At 47.2% G+C, this 13,742-nt stretch carries 11 protein-coding genes and 2 tRNA genes; 6 read left to right on the forward strand and 7 right to left on the reverse strand.

Annotated elements, in window-relative coordinates; translation table 11 throughout:
* Window positions 1-30 precede the first annotated feature (30 nt).
* Entirely contained in the window at window positions 31-621 is a 591-nt protein-coding gene (locus ACXIT9_RS02360; RefSeq protein WP_458054641.1) for a rhomboid family intramembrane serine protease, read from the reverse strand.
* Window positions 622-779: 158 nt separating this feature from the next.
* On the opposite strand from ACXIT9_RS02360, the gene ACXIT9_RS02365 reads away from it, so the two are divergent.
* A complete protein-coding gene (locus ACXIT9_RS02365) occupies window positions 780-3,137 on the forward strand; it encodes a prolyl oligopeptidase family serine peptidase (protein WP_458054642.1) in 2,358 nt (785 codons plus the stop codon).
* Window positions 3,137-4,852 carry a gamma-glutamyltransferase gene (ggt, locus tag ACXIT9_RS02370; RefSeq protein ID WP_458054643.1) on the forward strand — a complete coding sequence of 572 codons (1,716 nt, stop codon included), beginning with the start codon at window positions 3,137-3,139 and terminating at the stop codon, window positions 4,850-4,852. Before ACXIT9_RS02365 ends, ggt begins: the two co-directional genes overlap by 1 nt.
* Window positions 4,853-5,141: 289 nt before the next feature.
* On the opposite strand, the gene ACXIT9_RS02375 is transcribed toward ggt, so the two are convergent.
* Complete coding sequence (locus tag ACXIT9_RS02375) at window positions 5,142-6,539, reverse strand: alpha/beta hydrolase family protein (protein ID WP_458054644.1); 1,398 nt, start codon at window positions 6,537-6,539, stop codon at window positions 5,142-5,144.
* Between the two features lie 199 nt (window positions 6,540-6,738).
* On the opposite strand from ACXIT9_RS02375, the gene ACXIT9_RS02380 reads away from it, so the two are divergent.
* The 3 genes from ACXIT9_RS02380 to ACXIT9_RS02390 all read left to right on the forward strand — a co-directional run bounded on the left by ACXIT9_RS02380 (window position 6,739) and on the right by ACXIT9_RS02390 (window position 7,948).
* On the forward strand, window positions 6,739-6,975 hold the full coding sequence (locus ACXIT9_RS02380; RefSeq protein WP_458054645.1) for a DUF3820 family protein: 237 nt from the start codon (window positions 6,739-6,741) through the stop codon (window positions 6,973-6,975).
* A 32-nt stretch (window positions 6,976-7,007) separates the two neighbouring features.
* Window positions 7,008-7,502 (forward strand): hypothetical protein, encoded by a 495-nt coding sequence (locus tag ACXIT9_RS02385; RefSeq protein WP_458054646.1) that lies wholly within the window; start codon window positions 7,008-7,010, stop codon window positions 7,500-7,502.
* A 257-nt stretch (window positions 7,503-7,759) separates the two neighbouring features.
* Entirely contained in the window at window positions 7,760-7,948 is a 189-nt protein-coding gene (locus ACXIT9_RS02390) for a hypothetical protein (protein ID WP_458054647.1), read from the forward strand.
* An 80-nt stretch (window positions 7,949-8,028) separates the two neighbouring features.
* Here ACXIT9_RS02390 and ACXIT9_RS02395 read toward each other — a convergent pair.
* The 4 genes from ACXIT9_RS02395 to ACXIT9_RS02410 form a co-directional block, all read right to left on the reverse strand.
* Window positions 8,029-8,101, reverse strand: a tRNA-Thr gene (locus ACXIT9_RS02395).
* Window positions 8,102-8,117: 16 nt separating this feature from the next.
* Window positions 8,118-8,190, reverse strand: a tRNA-Thr gene (locus tag ACXIT9_RS02400).
* Between the two features lie 113 nt (window positions 8,191-8,303).
* Complete coding sequence (locus tag ACXIT9_RS02405) at window positions 8,304-10,154, reverse strand: DUF349 domain-containing protein (protein WP_458054648.1); 1,851 nt, start codon at window positions 10,152-10,154, stop codon at window positions 8,304-8,306.
* A gap of 44 nt (window positions 10,155-10,198) precedes the next feature.
* The gene (locus ACXIT9_RS02410) at window positions 10,199-10,771 is read right to left on the reverse strand and encodes a YqgE/AlgH family protein (RefSeq protein ID WP_458054649.1); all 573 of its coding nucleotides are present in this window, start codon (window positions 10,769-10,771) and stop codon (window positions 10,199-10,201) included.
* Window positions 10,772-10,858: 87 nt separating this feature from the next.
* Between ACXIT9_RS02410 and pdxH the strand changes: the two genes are divergently transcribed.
* Complete coding sequence (pdxH, locus tag ACXIT9_RS02415; RefSeq protein ID WP_458054650.1) at window positions 10,859-11,500, forward strand: pyridoxamine 5'-phosphate oxidase; 642 nt, start codon at window positions 10,859-10,861, stop codon at window positions 11,498-11,500.
* A 95-nt stretch (window positions 11,501-11,595) separates the two neighbouring features.
* Here the strand turns inward: pdxH and ppk1 are convergent, their stop codons facing one another.
* Window positions 11,596-13,719: a polyphosphate kinase 1 gene (gene ppk1, locus ACXIT9_RS02420; protein ID WP_458054651.1), complete on the reverse strand. Its 2,124-nt coding sequence runs from the start codon at window positions 13,717-13,719 to the stop codon at window positions 11,596-11,598.
* Window positions 13,720-13,742: the final 23 nt, after the last annotated feature.

Consider the following 13,742-nt stretch of genomic DNA (forward strand, 5'->3'; position numbering starts at 1 on the left):
AAAAGTTCGGTTTATGCAGGAGGAAGCTGACTACCGCTTCTCCATACTGAAGCGACTCAGCCGCGGTTTTCGTGCCATACGGAAAGCGACCACGCAACCTACGGCCGCGCCGGCCAGATGCGACTCCCAACTGATTTTTCTTTCGGTAGGAATGACACCGTAAAGGGTACTTCCATATAGAAATAAGGTTAAGGAAGAGATGATTAACGCCTTTATCGATATACGGAAAAAGCCGAGACAGATCAAAAAACTAGCTAACCCATAGACGATTCCCGATGCCCCAATATGAAAGTAGGGACGGCCAATTATCCAAACTATACAATTCGTAATCAAGTAAACCGACAAAAACACCTTGTCTGCTACCTTATCGTAAAAAAAGTAGAGTGTCGTGGTCAGAATTAAAAAGGGAGCCAGGTTGGCTAATAAGTGATACATGTTTCCATGAATGAAGGGCGCCATAAAAATACCCGGGAGATGGATGAGCTTTTGCGGATAGATGCCTAAAAAACCCAGGTCTACATTAAAGGAAACCTGCACCAGAAATATCAGAAAAAACAGGAAACTGAGCCGAACCGGCACCACCATCGCCCGCGTCAGCCGTGACCAATAATGTTTTTCCATATCCACATGTTTTTTTAACCAAACGCGCTTCCTTCCTAAAGGTTTGCATATGTTTTTCTGTCCTTTGCCAAGTGCATTCGTAAAAAAGGCTAGGCACTTTCCGACGAAAGCATGTATTTTAGCTTTTTGTAATGTGTAATCCAAAAAAATAACTCAAGATGAGGAAATGTATCTGGCTGTGTGGCGCACTCCTGCTGACAGCCCTGACGGGACAGGCTCAGGATGTGCTGAGCGTGGAAAAAATCATGCGGGATCCTGCCTGGATGGGGACCTTTCCGAGCAGTGTCAACTGGACCCCAGACGGTAAAAAGCTTTATTTCGGTTATAACCCGGAGGGCAATGCTGCGGATTCCCTGTACGTGCTAGACCCCTTTGGCGCTAGCCAAGCGGAAAAAATGACGCTGGAAGATCAGCGGATGCTCATCCCTCGTAATGCTGTTTACAACCCGAAAAAGACCCAACAGGCCTTTGTGCGCAGTGGTGATTTGTACCTCCATGAGTTAAAAACCGGAACGCAGCGCCTGCTACTCAGCTTGCCTGGCTCTATGGGTAGCCTCACTTTTTCTCCCGATGGAAAGGAAATTCTTTTTATTTACAGTAACAATGCCTACCGGTATACGCTGGCCACGGGGGCATTGGAGCGCATCAGCTACATACAGTCAGGCGCCAAGCCGAAGGAGAGCAGCCCTCCCGCACATAAGCATGATCGCTGGGTGCAGGAAGAAAACCTAGAGCTCCTTCAGGTGGTGCGCGAGCGCAAAACCAACAGCGAAGCTAGCGCTGCTTACCGCAAGGCCACCAGTCCTACCCCTGAAGGCCATTTTTTAAATGGCAAAGCTGCCAGCGCCATGCAGGTGGCACCTAATGGGCGCTATATCACCTTTTCCACCTTCGAAAGGGCTGAAAATAAGGGCACCATCGTGCCGGATTATGCTCATAGCAGTGGCTACACGACGAATTTACAAACCCGTACGAAGGTAGGCGACAAGCCTGCCACCGTGGATATGTATATCTATGATACCGAAAAGCATGAGGCGAAAAAAGTGGACCTGAGCGGGCTGCCCGGAATACAAGACAAGCCCGATTTTCTGGTCGATTACCCGGAAAAGGAGTGGCCTGAGCAGGATCGCGTCGTCTTTCCCAGCGCTGCCGTTTTCTCCCCGGATGGTACGCAGGCGGTGGTTTCCATTCGTGCCTATGATAATAAAGACCGCTGGATCGTGCGCTTAGACTGGGAAACGGCCGGCGTAGAAGTAATCAGCAGACAGCGCGATGAGGCCTGGGTAGCTGGCCCGGGTATTGGTTTTACCATGGGGACGGGTACGTTAGGCTGGCTGGCAGATAGCCGGCATGTGTACTTCCAATCTGAGGAAACCGGGTTTTCACACTTGTACCTGTACGATATCCGCACAGGCCAGCAGCAAGCGCTTACGACAGGAAATTTCGAAGTGTTCGATCCACAGCTCTCCCGCGATGAAAAATTTTGGTATTTTACTAGCTCCGAAGAAGATCCAGGCCTACGCCACTTCTATAAAATGCCCGTTATGGGCGGAAAAGCGGAGCGCCTGACTAGCTTGACAGGAAATAATGAAGTGGCACTTTCTCCTGATGAAAAATATCTGGCCATCCGCTACTCCTACTCGAATGTTCCGTGGGAACTTTACCTACAGGAGGCGAAGGCAGGGAGCAAGCCGAAAAAACTGACCTATGGTCAAAGTGAGGAGTTTCAAGCCTACCCTTGGTATGATCCGGAGATTATCCGTTTTCGTGCTGCAGATGGAGCGCAAGTCCCTGCCCGCATCTATCGACCCGACCCAGAGAAAAAAAATGGCGCTGCTGTTATTTTTGTCCATGGTGCCGGGTATCTGCAAAACGTCCATTACTGGTGGTCCACGTACTTTCGAGAGTTTATGTTCCACAACTTACTTCGGGAGCAGGGCTACACGGTTTTAGACATCGACTACCGTGCTTCGGCGGGTTACGGCCGGGACTGGCGTACGGGTATTTACCGCCACATGGGGGGCAAGGACCTTTCCGATCAGGTGGATGGTGCGAAGTATTTAATGGAAGTAGAAGGGGTTCGGCCGGGTAAAATAGGCATCTATGGAGGAAGTTATGGTGGTTTTATCACCCTGATGGCCCTGTTTACGGCTGCAGATACCTTCACCGCTGGGGCGGCCTTACGCTCGGTGACGGACTGGGCGCATTATAATCATGGCTACACCGCAAACATCTTAAACGAGCCTGCCGATGATCCCATCGCCTACCGTCGGTCTTCTCCGATATACTTTGCCGAAGGCCTAAAGGGCCACTTACTTATCGCACATGGTATGCTGGACGTGAATGTTCATTTTCAAGATGTAGTGCGACTAGCACAGCGTCTGATCGAGTTAGAGAAAGACAATTGGGAAATGGCCGTCTATCCGATCGAGGACCATGGTTTCGTGGAGCCTTCCTCTTGGACGGATGAGTATAAGCGTATTTTAAAATTGTTTAACGATACCTTACAGAACTGATGCAAAAGAAAGCTTCTGCCGTGCACCGGCAGGGAATGACCTTCCTGCTGGTGCTCCTTTCCCTCACAGGCTGCTATCAGCAGGAGACAGGGCCTAAATTTCGCGGGGAAACCGCCGAAAATGCCATGGTCGTAGCCGCACGTGATGAAGCGGCGCGCATCGGGCTAGCTGTCCTGGAGGCTGGAGGAAATGCCTTCGATGCCATGATCGCCACAGAGCTTGCCTTGGCTGTAGCCTACCCCTTCGCGGGCAACCTCGGTGGCGGGGGTTTTATGGTGTACCGCACGGCAGAAGGCGAAATTGGGAGTTTGGATTATCGGGAAAAAGCACCTCTGAAGGCCTCCCGAGACATGTATTTGGATGAGGCAGGCGAAGTGGTTCCAGGCTTGAGTACGCGCGGTGCCCTCGCTATCGCGGTACCCGGTACAGTGGCGGGCGTGTATGCCGTGCATGAGCGTTTTGGGAGTCTTCCCATGGAACAGCTGCTGGAGCCGGTCATCCAGCTGGCATTAACAGGGGTACGGGTGACGGAGAAGCAGGAGGCGCGCCTGGCGGCCAATCGGGAGGCCTTTATCGAGGTAAACGGTCCCGAAACGTTTTTTGCTACACCTTTTAAAGTGGGCGATCAGATACGCTATCCGGTGCTGGCCGCCACCCTACAAACTCTCCAGCAGGAAGGCCGGGATGCATTTTATAAGGGAAGTATCGGTGAGCGATTGGTGGCAGATGTGCAGCAGCGCGGCGGAATTTTAAGTATGGAGGACCTGGAGAAGTACAGCGCTGTTTGGCGGGAGCCCGTAACCTTTACCTATGGTCCGTATCGCATGATCACCATGGGGCCACCGAGCTCTGGAGGGGTGACACTTGGGCAGCTGTTTGGGATGCTATCGCATCAAAGCCTCCGCAGTCTATCCCATAACCGGCCAGATTATATACAGCTCTTGGTGGAGCTTATGCGTCGCGCCTATGCAGATCGCAATACCTATTTAGGAGATCCAGACTTCGTGGACATTCCTGTGGATGCCTTGTTAGCCTCTGACTACTTAAAAGAGCGGGTAAAGGATATCCGTCCGGGTGTGGCAACTCCCTCTGCTGAGGTGGCAGCTGGACAGGTAGTGATGAGCGAAAAGGAAGAAACCACCCACTATTCGATCGTCGATGCTTTTGGCAATGCCGTATCGGCTACGACAACTTTAAATGGGGCTTATGGTTCCAAGGTATATGTGGAGTCGCTGGGCTTTATCCTCAATAATGAAATGGATGATTTCAGTGCCAAGGCTGGGGTTCCGAATATGTTCGGGCTGCTCGGATCGGAGGCCAACGAAATCGCACCCGAAAAGCGAATGTTAAGTTCCATGACGCCTACTATAGTGGAAAAAGAGGGAGAACTTTTCATGGTAGTGGGTACACCCGGGGGCTCCACGATCATTACAGCAGTCTTTCAGACGATCTTAAATGTGATTCAGTTTGATATGAGCATGCAGGAAGCAGTAAATGCGCCTCGTTTTCACCATCAGTGGTTGCCAGATTTAATCAATATGGAGCCAAATGGCTTCGACTCCCTCTTGGTTAAAGCTTTACAGGAGCGGGGTTATCTGGTAAATGAAGCAAATAATCCTATCATCGGCAAGGTAGACGCTATTTTACGCTTACCGGACGGACGACTGGAAGGAGGGGCAGATCCACGTGGCGATGATCGTGCCCGTGGCTATTAAAGGCTGTCAGCGCAGAACCTGATTTAGCTAGAGGATTTCGTATATCCTTGCCTCATGGCTGGAGATATCGGATTTAATGTATACATCAAAAAGAAAGCAAACGAAAGTGTAAAAGAAAGAAAAAGAAAGGTAAAATTGGGAAAAAGAAAGCAAACGAAAGTAAAATAGAAACAAAACGAAAGTAGCTAAAAATGCCTAGACGTAAGTAGCATTAGCTGTCTAGGCATTTTTTTTACTGCTAGGGACAAATCCCAATAGTATGTTAAACCCTGCCCGGGAAAATGCGCCATTATAAGCTGGGTAATGCCAGCAACCATTCTAATGCATCGGCCAGCATCGCCTCATTTAAGGTCTCTTCGATACTTGCGTACTCATTTACTCCACCCGTCTCTGCACGCTGCATGAGGTGATTCAGCTCGGGGTAAAATTTTACGGTGAGGTTCTTTTTGTCGGCGAATTTCTCCTCGATCGCACGTACCTGCTGCATGCCTACTACCTGTACATCTTTTCCTCCCAACAAAATGAGTGTCGGTACCTCCAGCCTAGCGATGAATGGCTGTGGGTCGAATCGCAATAGTGAGCGGAGATACGGATTAAGCGCGCTTTGGTAGGCCTCCGTTAATGCTTTGGCCTGTGCCTGCCGCTGGGCTTCCGGCAGAGGCAAGTTGGCTGCGATCTCCTCCATCAAGGTTTTGATATCTTGTGCCACCTCATCGGTACTTCGCTCAGCCACCATCAAGGCATATACGGCTTCGTTTCGCTTAACGGCTTCTTCTACCTGCTCGAAGCTAAGCCCTGCTGTACGAGAGACTTCGGCAGTTTGGCGAAGCATCATGTCAACGCCAGGCACTGCGGCACCCGCCATGGATACTTGGAAATCCACTAGACCAGGTTCTGCAGCTAAGGCATGGCTGATGGTGCCCCCCTCACTATGTCCCCAAATGCCGATTTGACTGAAGGAATCTCCCATCTGCTGGCGAAATGCACGCACTAAAGAGCGGGCATCGTCCATAAAATCTGATAAAACGGCACTCTGAAAGTTGCCATCCGACTCCCCTACCCCTCGCTTATCAAAACGAAAGACCGCGAAACCGGCTTCTGTTAAGCGATGTGCCAACACATGGAAAGGGGCATGCCCAAAGAGGCTTTGGTCTCTGTTATTAGGACCTGAGCCATGCAGCAAGATGATAAGTGGAACCGCGTCTGTGGTTTGTGGCCGCGTGAGTGTGCCTGCCAAAGTATTTCCTAAAGTGGTGGGCAGTTTTAGTTCTTGAATTTGGTACGAAAAAGGGGGCTGTGGGGTCTGTGGTCTGCGCACTTCCGCTACTTCCTGAGCTTGATCGTTGGGCACAAAATCCAGTGGAAACTCCATTCCCATCTGCTTAAAATTTCCTTGAATTCGGTTTTCTGCTAAGATACCTTCATAGGTCACTTGGAGGCTATTAATTTCAAAAAACACCATAGGAGGCTGAAAAAGTATACGATCTAATTTAATGCCGCGCGCCTGCTGCGCAGGAATATCCATTTTACCACCCCAGCCCGCATCCGTTTCTTGAAGACTAATAAAGAGCTCTAGACTAGTACCCGGTAGTTGAAGTGTACCCTTCCATTCCCCGGAGGGACTTTGGGCCTGGGCCCAATGGAAAAGAGTCAGGATAAAAACGCATACTGTAGTGTACTTTTTCATGGCTTTCGATTTAGGCTTAAAAATAGGTAAGAATTCATATTTTCAGTCAGGAGGGCCAAATTTAATTTTTCGGCTTTGCTTCATTTACGGAGGTTGATCTTCCTTAAACGCCATTTAGAGCTATCTAAGTTAGTTTTGGAAGGAAAAAGATATCAGAAAATGTGGCTTAAGCCATATATTTAAAGCTTATCTTTACTGCATGGATCCAAATGCCCCTGACGCCGCCTTGTTAATTGCGCTCGTACGTGAAAAAATGCCTTTTGGTAAGTATAAAGGCACAGTGTATGCGGCACTACCTGAGGCTTACCTAGTCTGGTTTCAGCGGCAGGGATTTCCTCCTGGAAAGGTCGGAACACTTTTAGCGACCTTATATGAAATTCGATTAAATGGCCTGGAAGAAATTTTACATACGCTTAAAAAGAAGTACAGTACCTAACGTTTAACACGATCACTTAAAAAATGAAAAACATGAAAAAGTACGTAATGTCTTGGAGTTTACTGTTCGGTATGCTTGTTTTCCTCTCCGGCTGCGGGGGTGCAGAAAAGCAAGAAGGAGGAGATCCTGAGGTCTATGCGAAGGCTTTCCAGATTTTCGAGCAAAGTCTTGATATTCGGGAAGAGATGATGGAAATGGAAAAGGAAATGAAAAAACGCGACGTTGATTTTTCTTCCATGAAAGAGGAATTAAAAATCTGGGACCGTGAAATCATCGAAGTGCCTGGTTACGAGCATGATCATGATGGCAGCTATAACCGCAAGTATCATGTGCATAATCCGATGAAGCCTTTTTCGGACGAAGAGCATCTCGCCTTTCAAGAGACGATGTACATTGAAATTCAAAAAATTTACGATGGCTATGCGACCTTACTGAAGACGGCACTTTCGGATGAAGCCTTACAGGAGGCAGAAGAAGAGGAAGCTGAAGAAGAGACAGACGATGCTGCTGCGGATACTGCTGCTTAAGTCCTCAAGCAATTCATCAAAACCCCTCTTAAAATAAAAGAGACTCCTCCGGGGGTCTTTTTTTTTGCCGACACTCTTCTCCCCATTTGATCCCGGCATTCCTCATTTATATTTTTTTTAAGGGTCCTTTTTACAGGAGATATAAGTCCGGGAGACGCCTTTACTGCTCTTTTTTATAGGAGGTCTATTTCGGTTAATTTCTTTATATCGCTACAAACAGTGCGGATAAATTATGGTTTTTATAAGAAAGAGTAACCATGCCTAAGCGTACAAGTCCTCAATTAATTCAAGATAAAGAAGATTTAAACGATATCGATAAACTCGTAGTAGATAAACGCAATCAGCAGCGTGCCAAGGCCAAAAAAAATAGGCGCAACAGGCACTACACCAAGCAACTCTTGAAGAACAGTTTAAATCTGTTAGATGCTTCGGAGGAAGAAGATTAAACCCCCCTAGCTTTTTTACCTGTTTGTATTTCTTTGCCCTTTGGGCAAAAAAAAAGACATCTTCCGATGTCTTTCTAGAGAGCCCCCTGCCGGGATCGAACCAGCGACCTACTGATTACAAGTCAGTTGCTCTACCAGCTGAGCTAAGGAGGCGTCATTAAGTGATCAGAGCCCCTTGCCGGGATCGAACCAGCGACCTACTGATTACAAGTCAGTTGCTCTACCAGCTGAGCTAAAGAGGCTTGAAAACCCTTTCGCTTAATGACAGTGCAAATATAGAAGTCTTTTTCAGAAGTAAAAAGCCCTAAAAACAAAAAAATAGGGAGATAAAGCTATCTCCCTATTTTTGAGTGGCTTAAAATTCTCTTAAAATGGATAAGCGTTGCTTGAGCTTTTCGATTTCGTCCTCTGCCTTTTGAATTTTAGCATCGAACTGGTCTTTCAGCTTATCAGCCGTCTTGGACGAAGCGAAAAAGGCCAAATTATTCTTCCATAGAGAAATGTTATTTTCCAAATCAGCGATTTGCTTGCGAATGCCATGCTCTTTCTTGCCGATAATACGGTTTCCCTGAGGATCGTTTTGGAGCTTGGCCATATCCAGGCGGAAAAGGAACTCCTCCTTATCTTTACCTTCCATGCCTAGCTTAGCCGCATAGTTTTCGAGTGCGTCATTAAACAGGGAAGTGATTTCCTTCATATTTTTTCTCGGCACAAACCCGATGGCTTGAAAACTTCGGATAAAGTTTTCCATATTCTCAGCAGTAGCACCACCAGCTGTAGCTTGGGCGATCATCTCATCGATGAGAGAACGCTTCTTTTTAAGATTTTCTTCAAACTCCTGGTTGCTCTGCTTGTTCGCATTTCTTCGTTGCTCAAAAAAGCTGTCACAGGCTTGTTTAAAGCGCTTATACAGCTCATCGCGTACTTTTTCTGGCGTAGGTCCTAAGGTTTTCCACTCTTGCTGTAGCTCGATTAGTTCCTGCGTGGTTTTTTGCCAGTCGGTGCTGTCCGCCATGGCTTCTGCACGTGAGATCAGCTCTTCTGCACGCTGTTTGTTTTCTTTGCGTACCTCATCAAGACTTTTAAAGAACTGATTTTTGTTGGAGAAAAACAGTTTGAACGCCGTCCAAAAACGCTTATTGATTTCTTTTCCAGACTCCTTCGGCACCGGACCTACGGCCTCCCACTGTTTTTGGATGGCCAGTACCTCTTTGGTTTTCGCATTCCACTCTTTAATACGCGTGCCTTCGAAGCTGGTAAAGGGCGCTAAACTTTCGATTAAGGCTTCTTTTTTCGCTAAATTTTCTTCGTAAACTTCCTTTTGTGCTTCGTAGAACACCTTGCGTTTATCGTACACGGCATCGGATGCCGCTTTAAAGCGCTGCCAAAGGGGCTCCTGTTCATCTCGAGGAACGGGTCCGATGTGCTTAAACTCTTCGTGGTACTCGTTTAGCGTCTTTATAGCTGCTTTAATGTCGCTTTCAGCCCCTAAGGCTTCGGCTTTTTCACAAAGTTCAAGTTTTAGCTCTAAATTCTTTTTGCGATCCAGCTCCTTTAATTCAAAGTAAATCGAGCGGTTGTCATAAAACCGATCCATTAGAGCATTAAAGGAAGCCCATAGGTTTTTATTATGTGCGGCAGGTACTGGGCCTATTTTTTTCCAAGCCTCCTGAATTTCCTTTACTACGGAGCGATTATCTGTGGTTTCCTCCCCATCTACTACGTCGCGCAGTCGGTCGAGCAGCAGATTTTTAGCTGCTAAATTATTTTCTTTTTCGTGCTCCAGCTGCTTGAGTGCATCGGATTTTCTCTCCTTAAATAAGTTGAAATTAGCATAAAAGGCGCGGTCTTCATCACTCCCTCTATACTGAAAGTCATCCTCTGTTTGTCCAACTTCGGCGAGGAAAGCCTGTTTAGCAGCTTCTTTCTCCTGCTGAAAAAGCGCGTCGAAATAGTTTTTAATTTCATTTACTTGCTTGTCATTCTTCACGAACTGCCCTTCGTGTAAAAGCTCCTTAAGCGCTTCTACAAGCTGTTTTTTAGAAAAACTTTCATAATCCACCGTCTCCTCCTCTTCTGTTTCCTCCTGCTCCTCTTGATTTTCTGCACTTTCAGTAGCGGCTTGAGCGGCTTGTTCTTTACCCTGTTCTTCGGGAGAAGTTGGGGTCACCTTGTCTTCTGGCGACAATTCTTTGTCCTGATCCATCGTTATTTGGTTTTATCCTGTTAGAAGCAAATGTAAGCAATATATTAATTTAATCGAGGGTCTATGGGATAATTTGCCATTTGTTTAAACTCCCCTCCTAAGTGCTTGAGAATGTAGCGCCATAGCTCATCGGAAGTATGTTCAAAAAGGCATTCCGCACCGATTGCATTGGTAACAATCCAGGTATTCTCCCGCACTTCCTGATCTAGCTGACCGGCAGACCAGCCACTATAGCCGATAAAAAACCGTATGCAAGCTTCATCGATTTGGCCTTCGAGCAGACCTTTGACCACCAGGTCAAAATCTCCTCCCCAGTAAACATCCTCTCCAAGTCGTATGCCACCCGGAAATTTATGCTTACTTTTATAAATAAAGTGTAGCGTATTTTGTTCTACGGGGCCGCCTACGAAAACGGGGATATGGGGGAGCGGTATCTCCTCTAGTACTTCATCCAAGGTTAAAATGGATAATTTATTCAGGACCAAGCCAAAAGATCCTACTTCTTGATGGTCGCAGAGTAACACAACGGAACGCATGAAGTTTTCATCTTGTAGAAAGGGCTCAGATACCAGTAAGGTACCCGGGCCTAACGAAAGGGGTTGAGGTTTCTTAGGCATAGTGGTCACGAAATTCATGTGTTAATATACAGCTTACTTTCAAAAATGCCATAGGATTACGAAATTCACTTTAAATTTTAAGATAACATGGAATTAGCAGCTATACGAAAAGAGTACAAATTACGTACCCTCGAGCTTAGTGATGTGCAGGAAGATCCTGTTTTGCAACTAGAGGTCTGGGTAAAAGATGCTGTAGTGGCCCAAGTGAATGAGCCGAATGCGATGACGCTTTCTACTTTAAATAGCCTGGGAAGACCAAGTTCACGCGTGGTGCTCCTAAAAGGGATTCAAGAGGGTAAATTGGTGTTTTTCACGAATTACGATAGCCAAAAAGGGAAAGAGATCGAAAACTTTCCACACGTAGCGCTTAATTTCCACTGGGCTGAGCTAGAGCGACAGGTGCGAGTAGAAGGTTTCGCTGAGAAAATTACTCCGGAAGCCTCAGATGCTTATTTTTTTTCACGCCCTTTCGGTAGCCAAATAGGCGCCTGGGTTTCTCCCCAAAGTAAGACGATTCCCAATCGGGCTTATTTAGAGACGAAAGAGCAAGAACTCCGCGCTAAGTACCAAGAAGGCAGTATCCAAAGGCCTCCGCACTGGGGTGGTTACGCGGTAACAGTGGACTACATGGAGTTTTGGCAAGGACGCCCCTCTCGTCTGCACGATCGCATCGCCTATACCTTAGAGGAAGACAGCGGGCTTTGGACGAAGTCCAGACTGGCCCCTTAAAAGGGGTGTACACCTAGTAAGAGCTAAAAAAAGCCGGACAACATTCGGATGATGTTGCCGGCTTTTTGTTCTTTGGGCCTCGGCCCAAAAAAAGGCTATACGAACAAGACTGTTTTCCGCACATCAGCAGCAGTAATCTCATAAAAGGCCTGGTGAATGTTAAAGGGCTCTTCTCCTGCGGCTACCTGTTTCTTTACGTACGTACCATCCTCCTGCATCACATAGGCATTTTGGTTGTCCTTTAGGTTATAAGCCAAAATACTGATGAGCTGCTGCTTTAGAAAAGGGTCTGCAATACGAAAAAGCGATTCTAAGCGTTTATCAAAACTCCTTACCATCATATCGGCTGATCCCGCATAGGTGAGCGGTTTGCCATTTTGATGAAAATAATAAATGCGGCTGTGTTCGAGATAGTCGCCCACAAGCGAGATAACTTCGATGTTTTCGCTGAGTCCTTTGCGCCCAGGGCGCAAGCAACAGATGCCCCGAATGATCAATTTTATCGGGACTCCTTTTTGGCTGGCGCGATAAAGGGCATAAATGGTCTCAGAATCCTCCAAGCTGTTCACTTTGATGACGATGCCACTGCTTAAGCCTGCTTCTGCATTATCTGCCTCCTGATTGATGAAGGTAATCAACTGGTTGCGCATATCGCGCGGGGCGGTGATCAGGTTTTGATACGTGGTAGGCATGGAGTGACCCGTGATCACATTAAAGAACTCGGAAACATCATGAGCGATGGTTTCGTCCGTCGTGAGCAGCCCGATGTCGGTATAAAAGCGAGAAGTCTCTTCGTTGTAATTACCTGTACCCAAATGCACATACCGCGTAACCCGATTGTCGTCTTTTTTTACGATAAGCAGGAGCTTGGTATGCGTTTTCAGGTTACTGATGCCGTAAATGACGAAACAGCCGGCCTTTTGTAGGCGCTTGGCTTCGCGAATGTTATTTTCCTCATCGAAGCGCGCTTTCACCTCGAATAACACGGAAACGTGCTTGCCATTTTCTGCTGCACGAAGTAATGCCCGGGTGATGCGTGAATCTTTCGCTAAACGGTAGATGGTCATTTTGATGGCCATCACACTTGGGTCATCGGCGGCTGTCTCGATCAGCTCCAAGATAGGATCTACACTATTATAGGGATGATGTAGCAGCACATCCCGTTCATTTAGGATATGGAAAAGGTCATCCGTAGTTTCTTCCGGGTAGCTGAGGGGGTTAATGGGACTGGGTGCCTGCGGCAATTTATCCTTGAAGCGCCTATTGCCCACTATTTGCCATAGCCCCGTGAAGTCGAGCATGCTGCTTTTCTCGATGATAAAGATCGCATCGTCCTGGATCTTCCAGCGTTCTTTCAGCAGGTTCACCATCCATTTACTGTAGTTGTTTTCAATTTCTACACGGACGACGCGACCTGTTTTTCGCTCCTTCAGTTTACGCTTTACCTCTTCGAGGAAGTTGGCATCCATATCTTCATTCTCTTCAAGCGTAAAGTCTCCATTACGAGTGATGCGGAAGAGATTGACTGCCTCGATGGACACATTGCGAAATAGGGTTTTGATGTGAGAGCGAATAATTTCTTCGATGGGAATGCACATAACCTCCTCTTCCCGTTCGATCTCGAAGAAGCGGGGGATATTCGCAGGAATCTGGACGAAAGAAAGCTTTCTGTTTTCTTTTTTTTCTCCGGGGGCTAGGGTGACCACGCCGAAGACCAGCAGCTTATTCATCAGGATCGGAAAGGTTCGATAGCCATCGAATACCATGGGAGTCAGCATGGGGTAGATGGCTTTCGTAAAATACGCTTCGATGTACGCTTGTTCTTCCTCAGTAAGCTGGCTAAGGTTCACGAGTCGAAATCCAGACTGGGCAGTTTCAGGGAGCAGCACTTCCTCGAAGTGGCGCTGCTGTTCTTGGTAGAACTGCTGGCACTCCTGCATAAGCTTGGCCTTAAAAGGATCTTCTCGCAGCCCAGAATAGTCCACGCGCTCTTTTTCGTAATCTAAATAATTATAAAGAGAACCGACGCGAATCATAAAAAACTCATCCAAATTCGAAGCGGTGATGGCCAAAAATTTTAGTTTTTCGAAGATGCTTCGGTGGGCACTTTTCGATTGGTCTAGAACGCGCTCGTTAAAGCGCAGCCAACTGAGATCACGACTGACTAGGTCACTGGATTGTATGATTTGTTCGAACTTATCTTGGGTTGTCGCTAACATAACTGTATTTACGTTAAAATGAT

Source organism: Nitritalea sp., from assembly GCF_054166705.1.

Coding starts and splice junctions, on each gene's coding strand:
- ACXIT9_RS02360 (WP_458054641.1), bottom strand. CDS start 621: ATGGAAAAACATTATTGGTCACGGCTGACGCGGGCGATGGTGGTGCCG.
- ACXIT9_RS02365 (WP_458054642.1), top strand. CDS start 780: ATGAGGAAATGTATCTGGCTGTGTGGCGCACTCCTGCTGACAGCCCTG.
- ggt (WP_458054643.1), top strand. CDS start 3,137: ATGCAAAAGAAAGCTTCTGCCGTGCACCGGCAGGGAATGACCTTCCTG.
- ACXIT9_RS02375 (WP_458054644.1), bottom strand. CDS start 6,539: ATGAAAAAGTACACTACAGTATGCGTTTTTATCCTGACTCTTTTCCAT.
- ACXIT9_RS02380 (WP_458054645.1), top strand. CDS start 6,739: ATGGATCCAAATGCCCCTGACGCCGCCTTGTTAATTGCGCTCGTACGT.
- ACXIT9_RS02385 (WP_458054646.1), top strand. CDS start 7,008: ATGAAAAAGTACGTAATGTCTTGGAGTTTACTGTTCGGTATGCTTGTT.
- ACXIT9_RS02390 (WP_458054647.1), top strand. CDS start 7,760: ATGCCTAAGCGTACAAGTCCTCAATTAATTCAAGATAAAGAAGATTTA.
- ACXIT9_RS02405 (WP_458054648.1), bottom strand. CDS start 10,154: ATGGATCAGGACAAAGAATTGTCGCCAGAAGACAAGGTGACCCCAACT.
- ACXIT9_RS02410 (WP_458054649.1), bottom strand. CDS start 10,771: ATGCCTAAGAAACCTCAACCCCTTTCGTTAGGCCCGGGTACCTTACTG.
- pdxH (WP_458054650.1), top strand. CDS start 10,859: ATGGAATTAGCAGCTATACGAAAAGAGTACAAATTACGTACCCTCGAG.
- ppk1 (WP_458054651.1), bottom strand. CDS start 13,719: ATGTTAGCGACAACCCAAGATAAGTTCGAACAAATCATACAATCCAGT.